The sequence below is a fragment of the Massilia sp. 9096 genome (genome assembly GCF_000745265.1).
Lineage (GTDB): Bacteria > Pseudomonadota > Gammaproteobacteria > Burkholderiales > Burkholderiaceae_D > Telluria.
This window is the reverse complement of record NZ_JQNN01000001.1, coordinates 2,410,967-2,432,371: the sequence shown is the minus strand read 5'-3', so window position 1 is coordinate 2,432,371 and position 21,405 is coordinate 2,410,967. Positions and strand designations below refer to the sequence as shown.

23 protein-coding genes and 1 pseudogene are annotated in these 21,405 nt (G+C 65.3%); 20 read left to right on the top strand and 4 right to left on the bottom strand.

Annotation, left to right across the window (positions count from 1 at the left end):
• Positions 1 to 89: 89 nt before the first annotated feature.
• Entirely contained in the window at positions 90 to 2,009 is a 1,920-nt protein-coding gene (htpG, locus tag FA90_RS10295) for a molecular chaperone HtpG (RefSeq protein ID WP_036168505.1), read from the top strand.
• A gap of 163 nt (positions 2,010 to 2,172) precedes the next feature.
• Positions 2,173 to 2,718, top strand: a complete 546-nt coding sequence (locus FA90_RS10290) for a hypothetical protein (RefSeq protein WP_036168503.1) — start codon at positions 2,173 to 2,175, stop codon at positions 2,716 to 2,718.
• Here the strand turns inward: FA90_RS10290 and FA90_RS10285 are convergent.
• On the bottom strand, positions 2,709 to 3,335 hold the full coding sequence (locus FA90_RS10285; protein ID WP_036168501.1) for an FMN-dependent NADH-azoreductase: 627 nt from the start codon (positions 3,333 to 3,335) through the stop codon (positions 2,709 to 2,711). The two genes, FA90_RS10290 and FA90_RS10285, sit on opposite strands and share 10 nt — an antisense overlap.
• Positions 3,336 to 3,476: 141 nt before the next feature.
• Between FA90_RS10285 and FA90_RS10280 the strand changes: the two genes are divergently transcribed.
• Positions 3,477 to 4,385, top strand: a complete 909-nt coding sequence (locus tag FA90_RS10280) for a LysR family transcriptional regulator (protein ID WP_036168499.1) — start codon at positions 3,477 to 3,479, stop codon at positions 4,383 to 4,385.
• On the opposite strand, the gene FA90_RS10275 is transcribed toward FA90_RS10280, so the two are convergent.
• From FA90_RS10275 to kynU, 3 genes are read right to left on the bottom strand one after another with little or no spacing between them, the layout of a single operon-like run.
• On the bottom strand, positions 4,382 to 4,927 hold the full coding sequence (locus FA90_RS10275) for an alpha/beta hydrolase (RefSeq protein ID WP_036168497.1): 546 nt from the start codon (positions 4,925 to 4,927) through the stop codon (positions 4,382 to 4,384). The genes FA90_RS10280 and FA90_RS10275 overlap by 4 nt on opposite strands.
• A gap of 51 nt (positions 4,928 to 4,978) precedes the next feature.
• Entirely contained in the window at positions 4,979 to 5,818 is an 840-nt protein-coding gene (kynA, locus tag FA90_RS10270; RefSeq protein ID WP_036168495.1) for a tryptophan 2,3-dioxygenase, read from the bottom strand.
• 17 nt (positions 5,819 to 5,835) lie between these two features.
• The gene (kynU, locus tag FA90_RS10265) at positions 5,836 to 7,128 is read right to left on the bottom strand and encodes a kynureninase (RefSeq protein ID WP_051971683.1); all 1,293 of its coding nucleotides are present in this window, start codon (positions 7,126 to 7,128) and stop codon (positions 5,836 to 5,838) included.
• A 520-nt stretch (positions 7,129 to 7,648) separates the two neighbouring features.
• On the opposite strand from kynU, the gene flhD reads away from it, so the two are divergent.
• From flhD to FA90_RS10180, 17 genes and pseudogenes are all read left to right on the top strand, one after another.
• Complete coding sequence (flhD, locus tag FA90_RS10260) at positions 7,649 to 7,966, top strand: flagellar transcriptional regulator FlhD (protein ID WP_036168493.1); 318 nt, start codon at positions 7,649 to 7,651, stop codon at positions 7,964 to 7,966.
• 65 nt (positions 7,967 to 8,031) lie between these two features.
• Positions 8,032 to 8,580 carry a flagellar transcriptional regulator FlhC gene (flhC, locus tag FA90_RS10255; RefSeq protein ID WP_036168491.1) on the top strand — a complete coding sequence of 183 codons (549 nt, stop codon included), beginning with the start codon at positions 8,032 to 8,034 and terminating at the stop codon, positions 8,578 to 8,580.
• A 51-nt stretch (positions 8,581 to 8,631) separates the two neighbouring features.
• Positions 8,632 to 9,438, top strand: coding sequence for a cyclopropane-fatty-acyl-phospholipid synthase family protein (locus FA90_RS10250; protein ID WP_051971682.1), 807 nt, complete (start codon positions 8,632 to 8,634; stop codon positions 9,436 to 9,438).
• Between the two features lie 98 nt (positions 9,439 to 9,536).
• On the top strand, positions 9,537 to 10,397 hold the full coding sequence (gene motA, locus FA90_RS10245; protein WP_036168488.1) for a flagellar motor stator protein MotA: 861 nt from the start codon (positions 9,537 to 9,539) through the stop codon (positions 10,395 to 10,397).
• On the top strand, positions 10,398 to 11,387 hold the full coding sequence (gene motB, locus FA90_RS10240; protein WP_051971681.1) for a flagellar motor protein MotB: 990 nt from the start codon (positions 10,398 to 10,400) through the stop codon (positions 11,385 to 11,387).
• 26 nt (positions 11,388 to 11,413) lie between these two features.
• Positions 11,414 to 11,962 carry a hypothetical protein gene (locus FA90_RS10235; protein WP_036168486.1) on the top strand — a complete coding sequence of 183 codons (549 nt, stop codon included), beginning with the start codon at positions 11,414 to 11,416 and terminating at the stop codon, positions 11,960 to 11,962.
• A gap of 63 nt (positions 11,963 to 12,025) precedes the next feature.
• Complete coding sequence (locus tag FA90_RS10230) at positions 12,026 to 12,391, top strand: response regulator (RefSeq protein ID WP_036168484.1); 366 nt, start codon at positions 12,026 to 12,028, stop codon at positions 12,389 to 12,391.
• Positions 12,392 to 12,413: 22 nt separating this feature from the next.
• The gene (cheA, locus tag FA90_RS10225; RefSeq protein WP_036168482.1) at positions 12,414 to 14,621 is read left to right on the top strand and encodes a chemotaxis protein CheA; all 2,208 of its coding nucleotides are present in this window, start codon (positions 12,414 to 12,416) and stop codon (positions 14,619 to 14,621) included.
• A 28-nt stretch (positions 14,622 to 14,649) separates the two neighbouring features.
• Positions 14,650 to 15,135 (top strand): chemotaxis protein CheW, encoded by a 486-nt coding sequence (locus tag FA90_RS10220; RefSeq protein WP_036168480.1) that lies wholly within the window; start codon positions 14,650 to 14,652, stop codon positions 15,133 to 15,135.
• Between the two features lie 73 nt (positions 15,136 to 15,208).
• A complete protein-coding gene (locus FA90_RS10215; protein ID WP_051971680.1) occupies positions 15,209 to 16,090 on the top strand; it encodes a CheR family methyltransferase in 882 nt (293 codons plus the stop codon).
• 26 nt (positions 16,091 to 16,116) lie between these two features.
• On the top strand, positions 16,117 to 16,716 hold the full coding sequence (gene cheD / locus FA90_RS10210; RefSeq protein ID WP_036168478.1) for a chemoreceptor glutamine deamidase CheD: 600 nt from the start codon (positions 16,117 to 16,119) through the stop codon (positions 16,714 to 16,716).
• Between the two features lie 15 nt (positions 16,717 to 16,731).
• On the top strand, positions 16,732 to 17,820 hold the full coding sequence (locus tag FA90_RS10205) for a chemotaxis response regulator protein-glutamate methylesterase (protein WP_036168476.1): 1,089 nt from the start codon (positions 16,732 to 16,734) through the stop codon (positions 17,818 to 17,820).
• Positions 17,821 to 17,986: 166 nt separating this feature from the next.
• Entirely contained in the window at positions 17,987 to 18,379 is a 393-nt protein-coding gene (cheY, locus tag FA90_RS10200; protein WP_036168475.1) for a chemotaxis response regulator CheY, read from the top strand.
• A gap of 2 nt (positions 18,380 to 18,381) precedes the next feature.
• Complete coding sequence (gene cheZ / locus FA90_RS10195; protein ID WP_036168473.1) at positions 18,382 to 19,023, top strand: protein phosphatase CheZ; 642 nt, start codon at positions 18,382 to 18,384, stop codon at positions 19,021 to 19,023.
• 61 nt (positions 19,024 to 19,084) lie between these two features.
• Positions 19,085 to 20,293, top strand: a complete 1,209-nt coding sequence (locus FA90_RS10190) for an EAL and HDOD domain-containing protein (RefSeq protein WP_036168471.1) — start codon at positions 19,085 to 19,087, stop codon at positions 20,291 to 20,293.
• A 90-nt stretch (positions 20,294 to 20,383) separates the two neighbouring features.
• Positions 20,384 to 20,647 (top strand): annotated as a pseudogene (locus FA90_RS27685) (MarR family transcriptional regulator); the annotation flags it as partial.
• 220 nt (positions 20,648 to 20,867) lie between these two features.
• Positions 20,868 to 21,380, top strand: a complete 513-nt coding sequence (locus tag FA90_RS10180; RefSeq protein ID WP_036168468.1) for a GNAT family N-acetyltransferase — start codon at positions 20,868 to 20,870, stop codon at positions 21,378 to 21,380.
• Positions 21,381 to 21,405 lie beyond the last annotated feature (25 nt).

The window sequence follows — 21,405 nt, the reverse complement described above, 5'->3', positions numbered from 1 at the left end:
GCTTATCAAAAAGACCTCTTGAAATCTTTTACCCAGTCCCAATATCGGCCCGGTCTGTTCAACCAACCTTCATTCCACGAGGACAAAAGATGGCTGTCGCCGAAAAAGAAACCCTTGGCTTCCAAGCAGAAGTAAAACAGCTGCTGCAACTGATGATTCACTCCTTGTACTCGAACAAGGAAATCTTCCTGCGCGAACTGATCTCGAACGCGTCCGACGCGGCCGACAAGCTGCGCTTCGAAGCGATCAACAACGACGCCCTGTACGGCGACGACCACGAACTCAAGATCAAGGTCGCGTTCGACAAGGCGGCCAACACCGTCACCATCTCCGACAACGGCATCGGCATGAGCCGCGACGAGGTGATCTCGCACCTGGGCACGATCGCCAAGTCGGGCACCAAGGAATTCTTCGGCAAGCTGTCGGGCGATCAGCAGGCCGACGCCGCGCTGATCGGCCAGTTCGGCGTGGGCTTCTACTCGGCCTTCATCGTCGCCGACCGCGTCACCGTCGAGACCCGCCGCGCCGGCGCGCCGGCCAGCGAAGGCGTGCGCTGGGAGTCGGGCGGCGAGGGCGACTACACCGTCGAGGCGATCGACAAGCCGACCCGCGGCACCGACATCATCCTGCACCTGCGCGAAGGCGAGGACGAGCTGCTCTCCAGCTGGAAGCTCAAGTCCATCATCCGCAAGTACTCGGACCATATCTCGCTGCCGATCGTGATGCAGAAGGAAGAGTGGGACGCCGAGAAGAACGAAAACGTCGTGAAGGACGAATTCGAGACGGTCAACCAGGCCAGCGCGCTGTGGGCCCGCTCCAAATCCGACATCACCCCGGAACAGTACGAAGAGTTCTACAAGCACATCTCGCACGACTTCCAGGCGCCGCTGACCTATACCCACAACCGCGTCGAAGGCCGCAGCGAATACACCCAGCTGCTGTACATCCCGAGCGCCGCGCCGTTCGACCTGTGGGACCGCAACAAGCGCGGCGGCATCAAGCTGTATGTCAAGCGTGTATTCATCATGGACGACGCCGAGCAGCTGATGCCGGTCTACCTGCGCTTCGTGAAAGGCGTGATCGACTCGAGCGACCTGCCGCTGAACGTCTCGCGCGAGATCCTGCAGGAATCGCGCGACGTGCGCGTGATCCGCGAAGGCTCGACCAAGCGCGTGCTGTCGATGCTGGAAGAATTGGCCAACTCGGACGAGCAGGCCGAAAAAGACAAGTACGTCACCTTCTGGAAGGAATTCGGCCAGGTGCTCAAGGAAGGCATCGGCGAGGATTCGACCAACAAGGAGCGCATCGCCAAGCTGCTGCGTTTCGCCTCGACCCACGGCGATTCGGCCGAGCAGACTGTCTCGTTCGCCGACTACGTGGCGCGCATGAAGGAAGGCCAGGACAAGATCTATTACGTCACGGCCGACAGCTACACCGCAGCCAAGAACAGCCCGCACCTGGAAATCTTCCGCAAGAAGGGCGTCGAAGTGCTGCTGCTGACCGACCGCGTCGACGAGTGGATGCTGTCCTTCCTGAACGACTTCGACGGCAAGGAACTGGTCTCGGTGGCCAAGGGCGGCCTCGACCTGGGCAAGCTCGAAGACGAAGCCGAGAAAAAGGAACACGAAGAGACCGAAACGCAGTACAAGGACCTGGTCGAGCAGATGAAGGGCGCGCTGGCGGATAAAGCCAAGGACGTGCGCGTGACCTTCCGCCTGACCGACTCGCCGGCCTGCCTGGTGGCGGACGAGAACGAGCTGTCGGCCAACCTGGTGCGCATGCTCAAGGCCGCCGGCCAGAGCGCGCCGGACAGCAAGCCGATCCTCGAGATCAACCCGAACCACCCGCTGGTGACGCGCCTGAAGTACGAAGACGCCAACAGCGGCCGTTTCGCCGACTGGGCCAACATCCTGTTCGACCAGGCCATGCTGGCCGAGGGCGGCAGCCTGGCCGACCCGGCGGCCTTCGTCAAGCGCATGAACGAGATGCTGCTGGCGACTGCCAGGTAAGCGCAAAGCGCCCATGAAAACGGCCGGTGCAGCGATGCCCGGCCGTTTTTTCATGCGCGCGCACATAGGAAGATGCTGTCCTCGCAACAGGATTATTTCCGATGCCGGGCCTGTCTCGATTTAAAGTGTACAATTGACGTGCGGCAATTTTAGGGGCCACCCCATGTCCATCACAGTCACCAGCATGACCAACACGGCGTCCTCGATCTATGCATTGAGCGGCGCCGCCACGTCCACCGGCGCCGCCGGCGGCGCGGCATCGAGCAGCGCCACCTCGGCGGGCGGCGCGGCCGGCAGCGCGGCGTACGCGTCGCAGGCGGCGATCGTCGCCACGCTGGGTGGCGGCAGCAGCCCGCTGCAGGTGTATGACGGAAGCGGCTTGTTGAGCCAGATCCGCCAGATCCAGGCGGCGGGCGACGCCGCCGCGGCGGCTTATGCGTCGGCTTCTTCGTCCGCGGCTTCGTCGGCGACATCATCTCCAACGTCGGCAACGTCGGCAACCGGCACGGCCGGCGGTTCGAGCGCGGACGGCAGCGCCGCATCGAGCGGCAGCACGGCCTCCACGCCGTCGGCCAGCGCGCCCACCACCGGCACCGACGTCACCGCCAACTGGGCCAGCATCCTCAAGACGCGCCCGGAACTGACCGGCGTGGCGGTCGGCTACGCCTTCGACCAGGGCATCGTCAACACGCTCAGCACCTACGCCTGATCCGCCCGCGCGGCCTGTGCGAGCGCCGGCGCCAGACGGTCCACGAACCCGTCCATGGTCTGCTCGCCCAGGTCGACCGCCTTGGCGCCGCCGCCCGCCACCACGTCCACGTCGCCGATGCCGAGCACATTCAAGATCAGCTGCAGGTAGCGGGTGGCGATGTCGCGCTCGCGGATCGGCGAGCCCTCGGTGTACACGCCGCCCGAGGCGACCAGCAGGGTTGCGCGCTTGCCCGTCAACAGGCCCTTGCCGTCGAAGCCGAGCGTCAGGCCCTTGCGCACCACGTGGTCGATCCACGCTTTGAGCGCGGCCGGCACATTGTAGTTGTAGACTGGGGTGGCGATCGCGACGTGGTCGGCGGCCAGCAGCTCGGCCACCAGCACGTCCGACAGCCGCAATTCGTCCTTCATCGCGCTGCTGTGGTCGGCCGGCGGCGTGAAGTAGGCCTGCAGCCATGGCGCATCCACGAAACGCAGGCTCGTCGTTGCCAGGTCGCGTTCGACGACGTTGCCGCCGGGATGGGCGGCGCGCCACTCCTTGACGAAACGCCGAGTCATGTTGCGCGAGATCGACTGCGCGCCGCGTGGACTGGTCTCCACGACCAAAAGAGTTGTCATCCAAATCTCCTTGCACGGAAAAAGCACAGCCCGGGATGGCTGGCCGTAGCAACGATACGCAGTGTGACACTTCGGCGGAAGCGATTAAAATATGATGAAACCCATCGGTTTTGCAGATGGGTTAACGTCAAGAGGAGCGCCATGATCGGAAGCCTGACCCTGGACCAGCTGCGCGTACTGGTGACGATCGTCGACAGCGGTAGTTTTTCGGCGGCCGGCCGCAAACTGGGGCGGGTGCAATCGGCCATCAGCCAGGCCATCGCCACGCTCGAGGAGGTGCAGGGGGTGACGCTGTTCGAGCGCGACGGTCGACGCCCGCGCCTGACCGACACCGGCCGCGTTCTGGCTGACCAGGCCCGTCTTGTGCTGGCCAGTGCCGCGCGCTTCGAGTCGGTGGCCGCCGGCACGCGCACTGGCCTGGAGCCCGAGCTGGTGATTGCGATCGACCCGCTGGCGCCGACCGAGCCCCTGATCGCCAGCCTGGCTGCCCTGAGCGCCACGTTTCCCAGCCTGCCGGTCAGGTTCTCGACCGAAGGACTGGGCGGCTCGCTGCGGCGCCTGCGCAGCGGCGACGCGGCGCTCGGCATCTGCCTGCTGCTGCCTGCGGTACCGGACGATCTCGAAGCGTATCCATTGCTGCGCGTCGGCATGCGCGCCGTGGTGGCGCCCGGCCATCAGCTGGCTGCGCTGGAACGGCCGGCCACGCAGGCCGACCTTGCGCCCCATGTGCAGCTGGTGCTGTCGGACCCGGTCGATCCCGGCGCCGGCAACTACGGCCTGGCGAGCGCGCGTCTGTGGCGTTTCGTCGATCTGGCGCGGCGCCTCGACTTCCTGCTGGCCGGATTCGGCTGGTGCCGCATGCCGGATCACCTGGTCGCCGGCCTGGTCGATGCCGGCAAGCTGGTCGCATTCACGATCGAAGACGACCCGACGCCGCGCGAAGGCTTGACGATCCACGCCGCGCACCCGCGCCAGCGGCCGCTCGGGCGCGCCGGCCGCTGGCTCCTCGACGACCTGCGGCGCCGGTTGGCGGCCGACGCACAAGCCTAGGGCTGCAACTCGCGGCAGAATTCTTCCAGCATCGCTTCGCCTTCGGGCCACGCGCCGTAGCCGCTGTCGCCGTTGATGTGGCCGGCGTCGCCAATCTCGACCAGCTGGCTGCCCCACGCGCGCGCGAAGGCGTGCGAGCGCTCCAGCGTGGCGTATTGGTCGTCCGTGCTGGCCACGACGATGGAGGGGAAGGGCAGCGGCGCCATCGGCACCGGGGCAAACGCGTTCGGATCGACCGGGTAGGACGCGGCCTCGACGTCGCTCGGCGCGACCAGGAAGGCGCCGGCCACGTTCAGGTGCGACGCCGTCCGTGCCCACTGCACGACCGCCATGCAGCCCAGGCTGTGCGCGACCAGGATCGGCCGGCCGTTGCAGGCGGCGATCGCGGCGTCCAGCTCGGCCACCCATTCGTCGCGCTGCGGCTGGTTCCAGTCACGGTGCTGGGCCTTGGTCCAGGCCGGGTATTTTTGCTGCCACAGGGTCTGCCAGTGTTGCGGGCCCGAGTTCCACAGGCCGGACACGATGAGGATGTCGCACTTCATGACTGCTCCGCCAAAATAAATCGATGATAACAAATAGGGCGGGGCGGCCGTCTACAGCGCCGTGCGCAGCGCGAACAGCTCCGGAAACAGCACGACATCCAGCATCTTGCGCAGGTAGCTCACGCCCGCGGTGCCGCCGGTGCCGCTCTTGAAGCCGATGATGCGCTCGACCGTCGACACGTGGCGGAAGCGCCAGAAGCGGAACGCTGTTTCCAGGTCGACCAGCTTTTCGGCCAGTTCGTACAGCGCCCAGTGGTGCTCGGGATCGCGGTAGACGGCCAGCCAGGCCGCCTGCACCGAGTCGTCGTGCACGGTCGGCCGGGTCGGATCGGCGTCCAGGCGCGCCTGCGCGATCGCGAAGCCCGAGCGCGCCAGCAGCCGCACCGCCTCGTCGTAGATCGAGGGTGCGTGCAGCTCGCGGGCCAGGAGCGCGTGCTGCGCCGGCGTGGCCTGGTGCACCGCCAGCATGCTGGGGTTCTTGTTACCGAGGATGAATTCGAGCTCGCGGTACTGGAACGACTGGAAGCCCGAGGACGAGGCCAGGTAGGGCCGGATCGCCGAATATTCGGGCGGGGTCATGGTCGCCAGCACGTCCCAGGCGTGCACCAGCTGGTCCATGATGCGCGCCACGCGCGCCAGCATCTTGAAGGCGGGCGCCAGGTCGTCGGCGCGCACGTGCGCGCGCACCGCCTGCAATTCGTGCAGCATCAGCTTGATCCACAGCTCGCTCGTCTGGTGCTGGACGATGAACAGCATTTCGTTGTGGTTGGGCGAGCGCGGATGCTGGGCCGACAGGATCTGGTCCAGGCCGAGATAGTCGCCATAGCTCATGGACGCGCTGAAGTCCATCTGCGCGCCGTGCCATCGTGGGTCTTTGGGTTCGTCGTTCATCCCCGGCCTCCGTGCGCTCAGGTCACTGCGCTGCGTGTGGCGTTCTTGTCGTAGGTCTCGTTGTCGAGGATGTCGCGCAATACCTCGACCGCGTCCCAGACGTCGACGAAGCGCGTGTACAGCGGCGTGAAGCCGAAGCGCATGATGGCCGGCTCGCGGTAGTCGCCGATCACGCCGCGCTCGATCAGCGCCTGCATCACCGCATAGCCGTGCGGATGCGTGAAGCTGACGTGGCTGCCGCGCCGCTCGTGCTCGCGCGGCGTCACCAGGCCGAGCGGATGGGCCGCGCAGCGCGCCTCGACCAGGGCGATGAACAGGTCGGTCAGCTGCAGCGACTTGGCGCGGATCGCCTCCATGCCGGTGGCCTCGAACACCTCCAGCCCGCACTCGACCAGCGCCAGCGACACGACCGGCTGGGTGCCGCACAGCGCGCGCCCGATGCCGTCGGCCGCTTCGAAGCCGTGCGACATCGCGAACGGCGCCGCGTGGCTCCACCAGCCGGTCAGAGGATGGCGGAACGCGGCCTGGTGATGCTGCGGCACCCAGATGAAGGCCGGCGCGCCGGGGCCGCCGTTCAGGTATTTATAGGTGCAGCCGACCGCGAAGTCCGCGCCTGCCGCATGCAGGTCGAGCGGCACCGCCCCGGCCGAGTGAGCCAGGTCCCATACGGCGAGCGCACCGTTGGCGTGGGCATGGCGCGTCAGGGCGGCCATGTCGTGCTGGCGCCCGGTGCGGTAATTCACGTGGGTCAGCATCAGCACGGCGCAGTCGGCGTCGACCGCCGCTTCCAGCTTGTCGAGGTCTTCGACCAGGCGCACGCGATAGCCGCGGTCGAGCCAGCGCGCCAGGCCGTCCGCCATATAGATATCGGTCGGGAAGTTGCCGCGCTCGGTGACGATGGTCTTGCGCCCGGGGCTGCGCTCGGCTTGCATCGCCAGCGCGGCGGCCAGGGCCTTGAACAGGTTCAGCGACGTGGTGTCCGTTACCGCGACTTCGCCCGGGCGCGCGCCGATGAGCGGGGCCAGGCGGTCACCCAGGCGCTTGGGCATCTCGAACCAGCCGGCCGTGTTCCAGCTCTTGATCAGGTCGCGGCCCCATTCGCGCGCCACCACCTCCTGTGCGCGCGCGAGCGCGGCGCGCGGGCGGGCGCCCAGCGAATTGCCGTCCAGGTAGATCACGCCGTCGGGCAGGTCGAAGCGTTCGCGCAGCGAGGCGAGCGGATCGCGGGCGTCGAGCGCCAGGCAGTCGTCGCGCGTGGCGGCAACGGCAAGGGAGGTGGCGGAGAGGGCGGGAGGGCGGGTAGCGGTCATGCTGCGCAGTGTAGCAAATAAGCCAACCCAAAAATATTTTAAAAAATTTTCGGGAAAACCCTAAAGTTCTCTAAAGCCCGTCCGATAACGGAACCAGATGCGCCGGAAAGGGTCGAAAAAAAAGTTGTCCATCACCCTAAAGTCGGGGAAAAACCGGCCGATAAGCTCATCAAGGACGCCGCAACGAGCGCTTCGGACCTGAAAAAAATGTGCAAACAGGCCTAAAGTTCTCAAAAAGGTTGACGATAACCAACACATCAGCAGATTGTTGGCGTCGCCGATGGCAGCAAATCCGCAGAATCGATACCGCATTTTTCGCCCTGTTTTGACGGGGTCTCCATAGGGAACGCAAGGGGTTTGTCAGACAAACTCCTACGTTCCCTTTCGTGTTTACCGGGCGTAAAATACAGACGATCTCCAATACACGAAAAGTTGCCTCACAGTCAGAATCTATCCCAACAGCAACACACAACGGCACTGACGACAGCGCCGACGCTAGATAGATCAACGGAGAGAACAAATGACTGTGAACGACATGATGGCTGAAATTCGTGATGCGAACCTGAGCTACCTGATGCTCGCCCAGCAGATGATTCGCGCCGACAAAGTTACCGCGATCTTCCGCCTGGGTATCTCGGCGGACATCGCCGACCTGATCGAAGGCATGAGCAATGCCCAGATCCTGAAACTCGCCGGCGGCAACATGATGCTGGCCCGCTTCCGCTTCGACGACAGCGCCATCCTGTCGATGCTGACCAGCCACAGCAAGGACCGCGCCCTGGCCCAGTCGCACGCCGCGATCCTGATGGCCGGCCAGCCGGCCGAAGAAATCGCTTAATACAAGCCCGGTTCGTCAAACGATTGCATCAATAAGATCGATCTCTACAGGTTGCGGAGTCAAGGATGAGCAAGAAAAGCGTCGTGTCGGAAGCCCAGGAAATCCAGCTGGCCATCGAGCTGATCCAGCTGGGCGCCCGTCTCCAGCTGCTCGAGAGCGAAGTCTCGCTGTCGCGCGAACGCCTGATCAAGCTGTACAAGGAACTCAAGGGCATGTCGCCGCCGAAGGGCATGCTGCCGTTCTCGACCGACTGGTTCCTGACCTGGCAGCCGAACATCCACGCTTCGCTGTACATCAACATCTACAAGTTCCTGGTCGAGCACGCCGGCGCCAACGGCATCGAAGCCGTGATGAAGGCCTATAAACTCTACCTCGAGCAAATGCCGCCGGAAGCGGGCGAAGAGCCGCTGCTGTCGCTGACGCGCGCCTGGACCCTGGTGCGTTTCTTCCAGGGCAATATGCTGATGCTGGCCGGCTGCTCCAAGTGCCACGGCAAGTACGTGGTCAACGCCCTCGACCTGAACGCCGGCTACCAGTGCGGCCTGTGCAACATGCCTTCGCGCGCCGGCAAGACCCGCAAGGCCAAGGACGCCGCCGCGCTGGCCGCCGCCTGATTCTCTACCCCTTCGCGTGACGACTCTCCCTGATTTCGAGCGGGGCAGGCCATGACCGGGCCTGCCCCGCGCCGCTTGTGGCATGCGTTCGCGCGCCAGATCCTGCAAGCGCCGGCGCTGCGCGCGCTGCTCGGCCAGATCGCCGCCTTCCCGCTAACCCTGGCCTCGACCTGGTGCCTGGCGCGCGCCGGCGCCGGCATGGGCTACCTGGAAGTCGCGCTGCTGCAGGGTGGCTGGGCCGCGCTGCTGGCCTGGCGCATGGCGCTGGCGCCGTGGTGGCGCGCGATCCAGTTCCTGTTCCCGCCCGCGCTGCTGCTGGCGCGCGGCATGGCCGACGCCGCCGCCTTGCCACCCGCCGTGTTCCTGGGCGTGTTCGTCGTCCTCCTGCTGATCTTCTGGTCAACCTTCCGCACCCAGGTGCCTTTGTTCCTGTCCGGGCGCGAAGCCTGGGACCTGGTCGCCGGCCTGTTGCCGCCGCGGCCGCTGGCGGTGATCGACATCGGCAGCGGCGTGGGCGGGCTGGTGCTCGAGCTGGCGCGCTTGCGCCCCGACTGCGACGTCACCGGGATCGAACTGGCGCCGCTGCCCTGGCTCGCTGCGCGCGTGCGCGCCGCGCTGGGCGGTTCGCGCGCGCGTTTCCTGCGCGGCGACTACGAGCGTTTGAATCTCGGTCACTACGACGTGGTGTTCGCCTACCTGTCGCCGGCCGCGATGAGCGCCCTCTGGCGCAAGGCCCAGGCCGAGATGAAACCCGGCAGCCTGCTTCTCAGTTACGAATTCGTCATCGCCGAACGCGCCCCCGACCGTCGCTTTGTAACTACGAATACCGGCAAAACGCTCTTCGTCTGGCACATTTGAGCCACAAGCAGTCACATTTACTTGCCCGTAGGCTATTCTCCAGTTAATCTAGTTCCGTACGTAAATATTTCTCTTAAGATTCATCAGTCGGGGTTTCCGTGTTTGTTATAGTTGGTTACATCGTCGTCATGGCATCGGTATTCGGTGGTTTCGCCATGGCGGGCGGGCACCTGGCCGCACTGTGGCAGCCGCTCGAACTGGTGATGATTTTCGGCGCCGCGATCGGCGCCTTCTTCGTCGGTAACACCCCGAAGGCGGTGAAAGCCACCATGGGCGCGCTGCCGACGCTGTTCAAGGGTTCCAAATACACCCGCGACATGTACATGGAACTGATGTCGCTGCTGTTCGACGTGCTGTCCAAGGTGCGCAAGGAAGGCCTGATGTCGATCGAAGGCGACATCGAAAGCCCGGAGCAGAGCCCGGTGTTCTCGAAATACCCGCTGGTGCTGGCCGACCACCACATCATCGAATTCATTGCCGACTACCTGCGCCTGATGGTGTCGGGGAACATGGACGCCTTCCAGATCGAGAACCTGATGGACAACGAGATCGAGACCCACCACGTCGAAGGCCACGTCCCCGCGTCCTGCATCAACAAGCTGGCGGACGGCTTGCCGGCGTTCGGCATCGTCGCCGCGGTGATGGGCGTGGTGCACACGATGGAATCGGTGGGCGCGCCGCCGGCCGAGCTGGGCATGCTGATCGCGCACGCGCTGGTCGGCACCTTCCTGGGCATCCTGCTGGCCTACGGCTTCGTCGGTCCGCTCGGCGCGCTGCTGGAGCAGAAGCTGGAAGAGTCGAGCAAGATGTTCCAGACCGTGAAAGTGACGCTGCTGGCCAGCCTGAACGGCTATGCCCCGGCGCTGTCGGTGGAATTCGGCCGCAAGGTGCTGTACTCGACCGAGCGTCCGACCTTTGCCGAACTCGAAGACCACATCAAGAAAGCGAAGAGCAAGTAAATGGCGGACGACGGCCAGAAGCCCATTATCGTCAAGCGCATCAAGAAGGGCGGCCATGGCCATCATGGCGGCGCCTGGAAGATCGCGTACGCCGACTTCGTGACGGCGATGATGGCCTTCTTCCTGCTCATGTGGCTGCTCGGCTCGACCACCAAGGGTGACATGGAAGGCATCGCCAGCTACTTCAAGACGCCGCTCAAGGTCGCCATGCAGGGCGGCTCGGGCAGCGGCGACAGTGCTTCGATCCTGCAGGGCGGCGGCCAGGACCTGACGCGCCGCAACGGCCAGGTCAAGAAAGGCGACACCCCGGCCGACAAGAAGACCTACGACCTGAAGGCCGCGCGCGCCGCCCTCGAGCACGAGGAAGCCGAGCGCCTGGCCAAGCTCAAGCAGAAGATCGAGTCGACCATCGACGCCAATCCGCAGCTGAAAAAGTACAAGAGCCAGCTGCTGCTGGACGTCACCAACGAAGGCTTGCGCATCCAGATCGTCGACGAGAAGAGCCGGCCGATGTTCTCCAGCGCCAGCGCCGAGCTGCAGCCGTACACGCGCGACATCCTCGACGTGCTCGGGCTGGTGCTGAACGACGTGCCTAACAAGATCAGCCTGTCCGGCCACACCGATTCGACGCCGTATTCGACCCAGGCCGGCTACAGCAACTGGGAACTGTCGGCCGACCGCGCCAACGCCTCGCGCCGCGAGATGATCCACGGCGGCCTGTCCGAGGACAAGATCCTGCGCGTGGTCGGGCTGGCCTCGGCCGCCAACCTGGACGTCAAGGACCCGTTCAACCCGATCAACCGGCGCATCAGCATCCTGGTGATGAACAAGCGCACCGAGCAATCGGTACAGCGCGACGGCAGCGGCCTGGACGTGTCGGGCGACGATCCGGATGCGGCGGCCAAGGCGGTCGCAGGGGCAACCGGAGGCGGGGTGGCGCCTCCGGTTGGGAGCGGGCAGACGCCGCAGGCGTCTACGGAAAAGCCATAGGACGACGGAACGTTCTGGAGCAATCAATGACAAGAAAAAAGATTCTGGGGTCTCACGTCAAGCGCCTGCTGTCGGGCGTGTCGGACCACGGCCGCCGTCACCTGAAAGAGGTCGAGACCGACCTGGTGCAGACCAACCTACTGCTCGAGGAAGCGATCGAGAAGCTGACCGGCAGCTTTATGGCGATCCACCAGGCGGTGGGCGAGCGCCAGGACGCGATCGACCGCTTGCTGGCGGGCGAAGCGCCGACCGAGGTCGACAGCGCACGCCTGTCCGGCATGTCGGGCGAGATCGGCCAGCACGTCAACAGCGCGATCACCAGCATGCAGTTCCAGGACATGACCAGCCAGCTGCTGGACCGCACGCTGCGCCGGGTATCCGGCCTGCGCGAGTTCCTGACCACGCTGTCCGAACACGGCGCCGACATCGCCCCGGACAGCCACAGCGAGGAAATCGTCGAGCGCCTCGGCAAGGTCAGCATGGCCCTGGCGATCCAGTCGCTCGAACTGCGCAGCATGCTGCGCAAGTCGGTCGAGCAGCAGCATCTGGAAAGCGGCGACATCGAGCTGTTCTGACGCCCGATCCATTCAACATACACGCCGGCGCAACCGGCACCCGTAAAAAAGCAGGAGCAAAAGATGGCTAAAACAATTCTCGCAGTCGACGATTCGAGCTCGTTGCGCCAGATGGTGGCGTTCAGCCTGAAGGCCGCCGGCTACCAGGTGGTCGAAGCCGTCGACGGCCAGGATGGCCTCGACAAGGCCAGGCAGCAGAGCGTCGACCTGGTGCTGACCGACCAGAACATGCCGAAGATGGATGGCCTGTCGCTGATCAAGGCGCTGCGCGACCTGCCGGCGTACCAGAAGGTGCCGATCCTGATGCTCACCACCGAATCCTCCGACGACATGAAGTCGAAGGGCCGCGCGGCGGGCGCCAACGGCTGGCTGGTCAAGCCGTTCGATCCGCAACGGCTGATCGAGGTGGTCAAGAAGGTGATCGGCTGATTTCCCGGCCGACGAGCGCACCATGACCATCGATATCAGCCAGTTTTACAAGGTCTTTTTCGACGAGGCCGAGGAGCTGCTCGCCGAGAAGGAGCGGTTGCTGCTGGCCGTCGATATCGCATCGCCGGATCCGGAAGACCTGAACGCGATCTTCCGCACCGCCCACTCGATCAAGGGCGGCGCCTCGACCTTCGGCCTGAACGACATGAGCGAAGTGACCCACGTGCTGGAGTCGCTGCTCGACCGCATCCGCAAGGGCGAAATGGCGCTCACGGCGCAGCACGTCGACGCCTTCCTCGCCGCCAAGGACATCCTCAAGATGCAGCTGGACGGCCATCGCCATGCGGCGCCGGTCGACCAGGAAGCGGTCGCCAACGTGCGCATGATGCTGCACGAACTGTCCGAAGGCGTGGTCGTCGCGGCACAGCAGCCGGCGCTGCCGAGTTTTCTGCGCGCCGAGGCCGCGCCGCATGCGCACGCGCACGCGGGCGAGGGCGCACACCGCTACAAGATCGAGCTGCCCGACATCCCGCAGCGCGACATCAACGCGCTGGTCGACGAACTCGGCCTGCTGGGCCGGGTCTCGGTGACGCCGCTGCCGGCCGGGCGCACCGCGCTGGTCATCATGACGGTCGAGAGCATCGACGACATCGTCGCGATCTGCTCGTTCGTGCTCGACCCGGACGACCTGAGGATTTTTGAAGCGCCGCCGCTCACGCCCGAGCAGCGCGCCAAGGAAGCGGCCGAGCGTGCGCGCATCGAGGACGAGCAGGGCTACGGCTTCTTCGACCTGAACGACACGCACGACGGCGCCGCTGCACCGGCATCCGAGCCGTCCGACGACGAACTCGGCTACGGTTTCTTCCAGCCGATCGAGGAAATCCGGCGCGAAGCCGGCATCGTCGCCGAGACGCCGCCCGTGCCGGCGGCGCCCGTGCGCGCCGAGCCGGCCGAGAGCTTCGATGGCGCCGCCGACAAGAAGGCGGCGAAAAAGGCCGATGGCGCACCCGCGCAGGCGCACGCGGAGGCCGGATCGATCCGCGTCTCGATCGAAAAGGTCGACCAGCTGATCAACCTGGTCGGCGAACTGGTGATCACGCAAGCCATGATCGAACAGCGCAGCGACGGGCTCGACCCGATGCTGCACCAGCGCCTGCTGCAGTCGGTGTCGCAGCTGACCCGCAACACGCGCGACCTGCAGGAAGCGGTGATGTCGATCCGCATGATGCCGATGGACTTCGTGTTCTCGCGCTTCCCGCGCATGGTGCGCGACCTGGCGTCCAAGCTGGGCAAGAAGGTCGACTTCATCACCCACGGCGCCGCCACCGAACTGGATAAGGGCCTGATCGAGCGCATCGTCGATCCGCTGACGCACCTGGTGCGCAACGCGATCGACCACGGCATCGAACTGCCGGCCGCGCGCAGCGCCGCCGGCAAGTCGGAAGCGGGACGCCTGTTCCTGTCCGCGGCCCACCAGGGCGGCAACATCGTGATCGAAGTCGCCGACGACGGCGGCGGCCTGAATCGCGAACGGATCCTGGCCAAGGCGCTCTCGAGCGGCCTGCCGGTAGCGGACACGATGACCGATGCCGAAGTCTGGCAGCTGATCTTCGCGCCGGGCTTCTCGACCGCCGAAGTGGTCACCGACGTGTCCGGGCGCGGGGTCGGCATGGACGTCGTCAAGCGCAACATCACCGCGATGGGCGGCACGATCGACATCCGCTCGGCCAAGGGCTTCGGCACCACCATGCTGATCTCGCTGCCGCTGACGCTGGCGATCCTGGACGGCATGTCGATCCGCTGCGGCGAGGAGATCTACATCCTGCCGCTCGGCTTCGTGGTCGAATCGCTCCAGCCGGCGCGCGCCGACGTCAAGGAAATCTCGGGCCAGGGCCGCGTGGTCAAGGTACGCGGCGAATACCTGCCGCTGATTCCGCTGCACCAGATGTTCAACATCGAGCCGCGCATCGTCGATCCGTGCGAGGGCATCCTGGTGATCCTCGAGACCGAAGGGCGCAAGGCCGCGCTGTTCGTCGACGAACTGGTCGGCCAGCAGCAGGTGGTGGTGAAGAACCTGGAGGCCAACTACCGCAAGGTGGCCGGCATCTCCGGCGCCACCATCCTCGGCGACGGCGGCGTGGCCCTGATCCTGGACGTCGCGGCGCTGCTGCGCTCGTCGCGCCAGCTGGCCGACGACAGCGTCGTCCTCGACCCATCAACACAACACTGAACGTAACAACCAACCACGGGGAACCGATATGTCAACCCAAGCGACCAACAAGACCGACGCCAGCGGCAGCGAATACCTGGCCTTCACCCTCGGCTCCGAGGAATACGGCATCGACATCCTGAAGGTGCAGGAAATCCGCGGCTACGAAGCGGTGACCCGCATCGCCAACGCTCCCGAATTCATCAAGGGCGTGATCAACCTGCGCGGCATCATCATCCCGGTGGTGGACATGCGCATCAAGTTCAACCTGGGCACCCCCACGTACGACCAGTTCACCGTTGTGATCATCCTGAACATCGGTGGCCGCATCATGGGCATGGTGGTGGACAGCGTCTCGGACGTCACCACCCTGACCCCGGAGCAGATCAAGCCGGCGCCGGAAATGGGCTCGGCCTTCAACGGCGAGTACCTGATGGGCCTGGGCACGATCGACGAGCGCATGCTGATCCTGATCGACATCGACCGCCTGATGTCCTCCAGCGAGATGGGCCTGATCGATCGGATGGCGGCATAAGGCAGGCACGCAGCGGCGCGGTCATTCAAGCGGGCCGCTGGCCGGTTCGCAACCAGATGGAATCCATAGAATCATGAACCTGCCGCTCAGTAGCAGAGACACCGCCAGGCCCGCGTCCAAGTCGGACGCCGGCAAGGAATTCGATTTCACGCGCGCCGATTTCGAGCGCGTGCGTGGCCTGATCCACCAGCGCGCCGGCATCTCGCTGGCCGACAGCAAGCAGGAAATGGTCTACAGCCGCCTGGCGCGGCGCCTGCGCGCGCTCGGCCTGGAGTCGTTCGCGCGCTACCTCGACGATCTCGAAGCCGGGCGCATGCCGGCCGAATGGGAATCCTTCGTCAACGCGCTGACCACCAACCTGACCTCGTTCTTCCGCGAGTCGCATCACTTCCCGCTGCTGGCCGAACACGCGCTCAAGGCGCGCCGCGCGCACGGCGGGCAGCTGACCGTGTGGTGCTCGGCCAGTTCGACCGGCGAAGAGCCGTACTCGATCGCGATGACGCTGTGCGAAGCCTTCAACACGCTCACGCCGCCGGTGTCGATCATTGCCACCGACATCGACACCAACGTGCTGGCCACGGCCGCCGCCGGCGTCTATCCGCTCGAGCGCGTCGACAAGCTCGAACCCGAGCGCCTGCGCCGCTTTTTCCTGAAAGGGAAGGGCGCCCAGGAGGGCATGGTGCGGGTGCGCCCCGAACTGCGCCAGTTGATCAGCTTCCGCCAGCTCAACCTGCTGGCCGACGGCTGGGACGTGAAAGGCCCGTTCGATGCGATCTTCTGCCGCAACGTGATGATCTACTTCGACAAGCCGACTCAGCGCAAGATCCTGTCGCGCTTCGTGCCGCTGATGAAGCCGGACGCGCTGCTGTTCGCCGGCCACTCCGAAAACTTCCTGTACGTCTCCGATGCCCTGCGCCTGCGCGGCAAGACGGTGTACGAACTGGGTCGCAGCTGAATTAAAGGCCGGAACATCGGCGCACCATGCCTACCAATAGCCATTTCGCCACCAACGTCTATTACGACCGCACCTTCGACTGCGACGCCGCCAAGATCCTGCCCGGCGAGTACTACTACACCGCCAAGGACATGCTGATCGTGACCGTGCTCGGCTCGTGCGTGTCGGCCTGCATCCGCGACCGCACGCTCGGCCTGGGCGGGATGAACCATTTCATGCTGCCCGACGGCGGCGATCCGGGCAGCCCGGTGTCGGCCTCGATGCGCTACGGCACCCACGCGATGGAAATCCTGATCAACGATTTGCTCAAGGCCGGCGCCCGGCGCGAACACCTGGAAGCCAAGGTGTTCGGCGGCGGCGCCGTGCTGCGCGGCTTTTCGGCGATGAACGTCGGCGAGCGCAACGCCGCCTTCGTCATCAACTTCCTCAAGACCGAGCGCATCCCGGTCCTGGCCGAAGACCTGAACGACATCTACCCGCGCAAGGTGTACTTCTTCCCGCGCACCGGCAAGGTGCTGGTCAAGAAGCTGATGCAGACCCAAAACGACACGCTGGCCAAGCGCGAGTTCGACTATGCCAGCCGCCTCAAGGTCGCGCCGGTGGCCGGCGCCATCGACCTGTTCTGACGGAGGACCCTACTTATGACCGCTATCAACAAGATCAAAGTGGCGATCGTCGACGATTCTGCGCTGATTCGCAGCGTGATGAGCGAGATCGTCAATTCCCAGCCCGACATGGAAGTCGTCGGCGTCGCGCCCGACCCGCTGGTTGCGCGCGAGCTGATCAAACGCGTCAATCCCGACGTGCTGACGCTCGACGTCGAGATGCCCAAGATGGATGGCCTCGATTTTCTCGAAAAGCTGATGCGCCTGCGCCCGATGCCGGTGCTGATGGTATCCTCGCTGACCGAGCGCGGCTCCGAGATCACCATGCGCGCGCTGGAACTGGGCGCCGTCGACTTCGTCACCAAACCCAAGATTTCAATCCAGAGCGGCATGCGCGAGTACACCGAACTCATCACCGACAAGATCCGCGCCGCCGCGCGCGCGCGCATCAAGCCGCGCACCGTGCACGCCCCGGCTGCGGGCGGCCAGCCCACGGCGCCGCTGCCCCAGCTGCGCAGCCCGCTGACCTCGTCCGAGAAGCTGATCATCATCGGCGCCTCGACCGGCGGCACCGAGGCGATCCGCGAATTCCTGATGCAGATGCCGTCCGACTGCCCGGGGATCCTGATCGCCCAGCACATGCCGGAAGGGTTTACCAGTTCCTTCGCCAAGCGCCTCGATTCGCTGTGCAAGATCAGCGTCAGCGAAGCCCAGGGCAACGAACGCGTGCTGCCCGGCCACGCCTACATCGCGCCGGGCCACTCGCACCTGCTGCTGGTGCGCTCGGGCGCCAATTACATGACGCGCATCGAGCAGACCGACCCGGTCAACCGGCACCGTCCGTCGGTGGACGTGCTGTTCCGCTCGGCCGCCCAGGCGGCGGGCAAGAACGCGGTCGGGGTGATCCTGACCGGCATGGGCAAGGACGGCGCCCAGGGCATGCTTGAAATGAAGCAGGCCGGCGCCCATAACTTCGCCCAGGACGAGGCCTCGTGCGTCGTGTTCGGCATGCCGCGCGAAGCGATCGCCATCGGCGCCACCCACGAAGTGGCGCCTTTGCAGGCGCTGCCGGGCCTGGTTCTTGGCCATCTTGCAACGCATGGCGGCCGGGCGTTGCGCGTTTGATCCGTATGCGTGGCTTTAGGGCGGGTTTTATCGCCGTAGAGCAACAAAAATGCTATGCTTAGGCCTGTTTTCGCAGCGCCGAATCCGACCAACACCAGGGCAGCCGACATCGCATCCAGCAGGTCGGCGCCCACCCCAGATCGAAAAGATATTACGGAGCTTTTTCATGGCTGATCCAAAAATGCGTTTTTTAGTGGTTGACGATTTCTCGACGATGCGCCGCATCGTCAAGAATCTCTTGAAGGAACTGGGTTACTCCAACGTCGACGAGGCCGAAGACGGCGTCCAGGGCCTGGCCAAGCTGCGCAGCGAGTCGTTCGACTTCGTCGTGTCCGACTGGAACATGCCGAACATGGACGGCCTGACCATGCTGCAGAACATCCGTGCCGATCCCGCACTGTCCAAGCTGCCGGTGCTGATGGTCACCGCCGAAGCCAAGAAGGAAAACATCATCGCGGCGGCCCAGGCCGGCGCCAACGGCTACGTGGTCAAGCCTTTCACGGCCGCCACGCTGGACGAGAAGCTGAACAAGATCTTCGAGAAGATGGAAAAGGCCTGAAAATGGCGGAGCATACTCCCGACGTGAGCTCGCACGACGAGGTGCTGGGACGGATCGGTCACATGACCCGCGCGCTGCACGAGAACCTGCGCGGGTTGGGCCTGGACAAGCTGATCGAAAAAGCGGCCAGCGACATCCCCGACGCGCGCGACCGTCTCGATTACGTGGCGCGCCTGTCCGAAGATGCCGCCAAGCGCGTGCTCGACGCGACCGATGCCGCCAACCCGCTGCAGGATGGCATCGAGGCGTCGGCGGGCGAGCTGTCGCAGGCCTGGCGGGCGCTGCTCGCCGATGGCGGCGGTCAGCCGCTGCCGGAGGCCTGGCGCGCCCTGGCCGAACGCACGATCGCCGGCCTGGAGGATTCGGGCAAGGCCGCGGTTGCGACCAAGGGCCAGCTGATGGACATCATGATGGCCCAGGATTTCCAGGACCTGACCGGCCAGGTGATCAAGCGCATCACCGGCATCGCGCAGAACCTGGAAAAGCAGCTGGTCCAGATGCTGGTCGACTTCGCTCCGGAGCAAATCCGGCGCGAGCTCGACAACGGCTTGCTGAACGGCCCGCAGATCAACCCGGAAGGCAAGAGCGACGTCGTGGCCGACCAGGGCCAGGTCGACGACCTGCTCGACAGTCTCGGCTTCTGACGCGTTCTTGACGGGTTTGAAGAGTTTTTGAAGTCTCACCCCCGGCGCTTCGGGACATACCATGCATCAGACCAACTTCATCGTCCGTGAACCTTTGCTGGACCCGAAGCAGCGCGTGATCGGATACGAGCTCTGCTGGCAGCAGCAGGACGGGGCGACGGTGGCCGATGCCGACCTCGAAGCGCTGGTCGGCTTCGTCGCCGAACACCTGGTCGACGAGCAGCTCGGCTGGCTGATGCGCGACAAGCTGCTGTTCCTCGATGCGGTGCCGGCCATGCTGTCGCTGGATGCCCTGCATGCGCTGCCGCCCGAGCGCACGGTGCTGTCGGTGCGCACGCGCGACCTGGCCAACCCCGACATCCGCGCCGCCGTGCAGGGCTTGCGTGCCGGCGGCGTCGGCATCTCGATCCGCGGCGCCAATACCGACCTGCTGGGCCGTAACCTGTTTTCGCTGGCCAACTTCGCCGAAGTGCGTTTCGCCGGCGCCGACGTGGCCACGCAGGCGCGGACTTACGCGGCGGCCAAGCAATCGACGCTGCGCCTGGTCGGCCGTCCGGTCTCGACCTGGCAGGACTTCGACGCCTGCGCCGCGCTCGGCCTGGACGCCATCGTCGGCAAGCTGCACCTGACCCCGCGCCCGGGCAACCCGGTCAAGGGGATGAATCCGGCCCAGACCATCATCCTGCAGCTGATGCAGATGGTGCAGGCCAACGAGGACGTGCCCAAGATCGAAGCCGTGCTCAAGCGCGATCCGGCGCTGATCTACAAGCTGCTGCGCTTCATCAACTCGGCCGGCTTCGGCGCCGGCCGCGAAGTGCAATCGCTGCGCCAGGCCATCTCCATGCTCGGCTATGCGCCGCTGTACCGCTGGCTGGTGCTGCTGCTGGCGACCGCGAGCAGCAGCGGCTATTCGCCGGTGCTGATGGAAACCGCGGTCGTGCGCGCGCGCCTGTGCGAGCTGCTCGGCCAGAAGGCCCTGCCGAAAAGCGACGGCGAATACCTGTTCGTGGCCGGCATGTTTTCCTTGCTCGACCGCCTGCTCGGCCTGCCGATGCAGGAGGTGCTCGACACGGTCCAGCTGCCCGATCCGGTGGTGCGCGCCTTGCTCGAGCGCGACGGCGTGTACGGCCCTTACCTGGCGCTGGCCGAAGCCTGCGAGCTCAATTCCAACCTGGTCGGCTCGATGGCGGCCGCGCTCGACATCAGTCCGCTGGACGTCAACAAGGCGCATTTGTCGGCGCTGGCATGGGCGCAGAACGTGGCGGTGTAAGCTTGCAGGGCTTGCGGTAGGCTTCCTACCGCTGCAGTTCGCTTCCTTGACCGTTCCGAAACTAATTCATATCATGTTATATAACTTGATATGGAGGAAGTCGGGATGACGGATATCTTGCGCGACTATGGCCCGCTGTTCCTGGGCAGCCGCCTCAAGCGCCTTGGCGAACGCATGCAGGCCGGCGCCGCCAAAGTCACTGCGGACGCTGGCCTGCCGGTGCAGCCGGCGCACATGTCGTTTCTCGGCGCCCTGGAGGGCAAGCCGATGACGATCGGCCAGTTGACCGACGCCGTCGGCATCAGCCAGCCGGGCGTCACGCGCGCGATCGGCCAGCTGCTCGAACTCGGCCTGGTGCAATCCGAGCCAGGCGAGGACGGGCGCCAGCGCACGATTTCGCTGACGCCGGCCGGCGCCGCCACGCTGGCGCGGGCCAAGATGCAGGTCTGGCCGCAGGTCGAAGCGGCGGTGCTGGAACTGTTCGGTGGGCAGCCGCAAGGCTTCATCGACCAGATCGCCGCGCTGGAAAATGCGCTGGACGCCACGCCGCTGGAGGTGCTGGCGGCGCGCCAACTTGCCGCTGCTCACGATCCGCGAATTCAGCGACGAGCTCGCGCACCATTTTCACGACATCAATGCCGAGTGGATCGGCGCGATGTTCAAGCTGGAAGACACCGACCGGGAAGTCCTGCAATCGCCGCGCACGAAGATCATCGATGGCGGCGGCGTGATCCTGTTCGTCGAGGCGCGCGGGCTCGGCATCGTCGGCACCTGTGCGCTGCAAAAGACCGGCGAGCGCAGTTTCGAGCTGACCAAGATGGGGGTGCGCGCATCGGCGCGCGGCCTGAAGGCGGGGGAATTCCTGCTGGCGGCGGTGCTCGAACGCGCGCGCGCGATCGGCGCCGAGCCGCTGTACCTGCTCAGCAACAAGCGCTGCGCGGCGGCCGTGCACCTGTACGAAAAACTGGGATTCCAGCACGATGCCGGGATCATGGCCCGCTACGGTGCACGGTACGAACGGTGCGATGTGGCGATGCTGTACCGGCCGGATGCGCGGCCCGACGCACGGCCAGACGCGCCGGCCTGATGGCGAATCGTCAGGCGCTGGTTCA

What these genes read in the sequence shown, in the direction of transcription:
- FA90_RS10285 (WP_036168501.1), bottom strand. Translation starts at nt 3,335, where the DNA reads ATGACAACTCTTTTGGTCGTGGAGACCAGTCCACGCGGCGCGCAGTCG.
- FA90_RS10250 (WP_051971682.1), top strand. Translation starts at nt 8,632, where the DNA reads ATGACCGGGCCTGCCCCGCGCCGCTTGTGGCATGCGTTCGCGCGCCAG.
- flhC (WP_036168491.1), top strand. Translation starts at nt 8,032, where the DNA reads ATGAGCAAGAAAAGCGTCGTGTCGGAAGCCCAGGAAATCCAGCTGGCC.
- FA90_RS10215 (WP_051971680.1), top strand. Translation starts at nt 15,209, where the DNA reads ATGAACCTGCCGCTCAGTAGCAGAGACACCGCCAGGCCCGCGTCCAAG.
- FA90_RS10275 (WP_036168497.1), bottom strand. Translation starts at nt 4,927, where the DNA reads ATGAAGTGCGACATCCTCATCGTGTCCGGCCTGTGGAACTCGGGCCCG.
- kynA (WP_036168495.1), bottom strand. Translation starts at nt 5,818, where the DNA reads ATGAACGACGAACCCAAAGACCCACGATGGCACGGCGCGCAGATGGAC.
- FA90_RS10235 (WP_036168486.1), top strand. Translation starts at nt 11,414, where the DNA reads ATGACAAGAAAAAAGATTCTGGGGTCTCACGTCAAGCGCCTGCTGTCG.
- FA90_RS10190 (WP_036168471.1), top strand. Translation starts at nt 19,085, where the DNA reads ATGCATCAGACCAACTTCATCGTCCGTGAACCTTTGCTGGACCCGAAG.
- cheY (WP_036168475.1), top strand. Translation starts at nt 17,987, where the DNA reads ATGGCTGATCCAAAAATGCGTTTTTTAGTGGTTGACGATTTCTCGACG.
- FA90_RS10290 (WP_036168503.1), top strand. Translation starts at nt 2,173, where the DNA reads ATGTCCATCACAGTCACCAGCATGACCAACACGGCGTCCTCGATCTAT.
- FA90_RS10205 (WP_036168476.1), top strand. Translation starts at nt 16,732, where the DNA reads ATGACCGCTATCAACAAGATCAAAGTGGCGATCGTCGACGATTCTGCG.
- kynU (WP_051971683.1), bottom strand. Translation starts at nt 7,128, where the DNA reads ATGACCGCTACCCGCCCTCCCGCCCTCTCCGCCACCTCCCTTGCCGTT.
- flhD (WP_036168493.1), top strand. Translation starts at nt 7,649, where the DNA reads ATGACTGTGAACGACATGATGGCTGAAATTCGTGATGCGAACCTGAGC.
- cheZ (WP_036168473.1), top strand. Translation starts at nt 18,382, where the DNA reads ATGGCGGAGCATACTCCCGACGTGAGCTCGCACGACGAGGTGCTGGGA.
- cheA (WP_036168482.1), top strand. Translation starts at nt 12,414, where the DNA reads ATGACCATCGATATCAGCCAGTTTTACAAGGTCTTTTTCGACGAGGCC.
- cheD (WP_036168478.1), top strand. Translation starts at nt 16,117, where the DNA reads ATGCCTACCAATAGCCATTTCGCCACCAACGTCTATTACGACCGCACC.
- htpG (WP_036168505.1), top strand. Translation starts at nt 90, where the DNA reads ATGGCTGTCGCCGAAAAAGAAACCCTTGGCTTCCAAGCAGAAGTAAAA.
- FA90_RS10230 (WP_036168484.1), top strand. Translation starts at nt 12,026, where the DNA reads ATGGCTAAAACAATTCTCGCAGTCGACGATTCGAGCTCGTTGCGCCAG.
- FA90_RS10280 (WP_036168499.1), top strand. Translation starts at nt 3,477, where the DNA reads ATGATCGGAAGCCTGACCCTGGACCAGCTGCGCGTACTGGTGACGATC.
- FA90_RS10220 (WP_036168480.1), top strand. Translation starts at nt 14,650, where the DNA reads ATGTCAACCCAAGCGACCAACAAGACCGACGCCAGCGGCAGCGAATAC.
- motB (WP_051971681.1), top strand. Translation starts at nt 10,398, where the DNA reads ATGGCGGACGACGGCCAGAAGCCCATTATCGTCAAGCGCATCAAGAAG.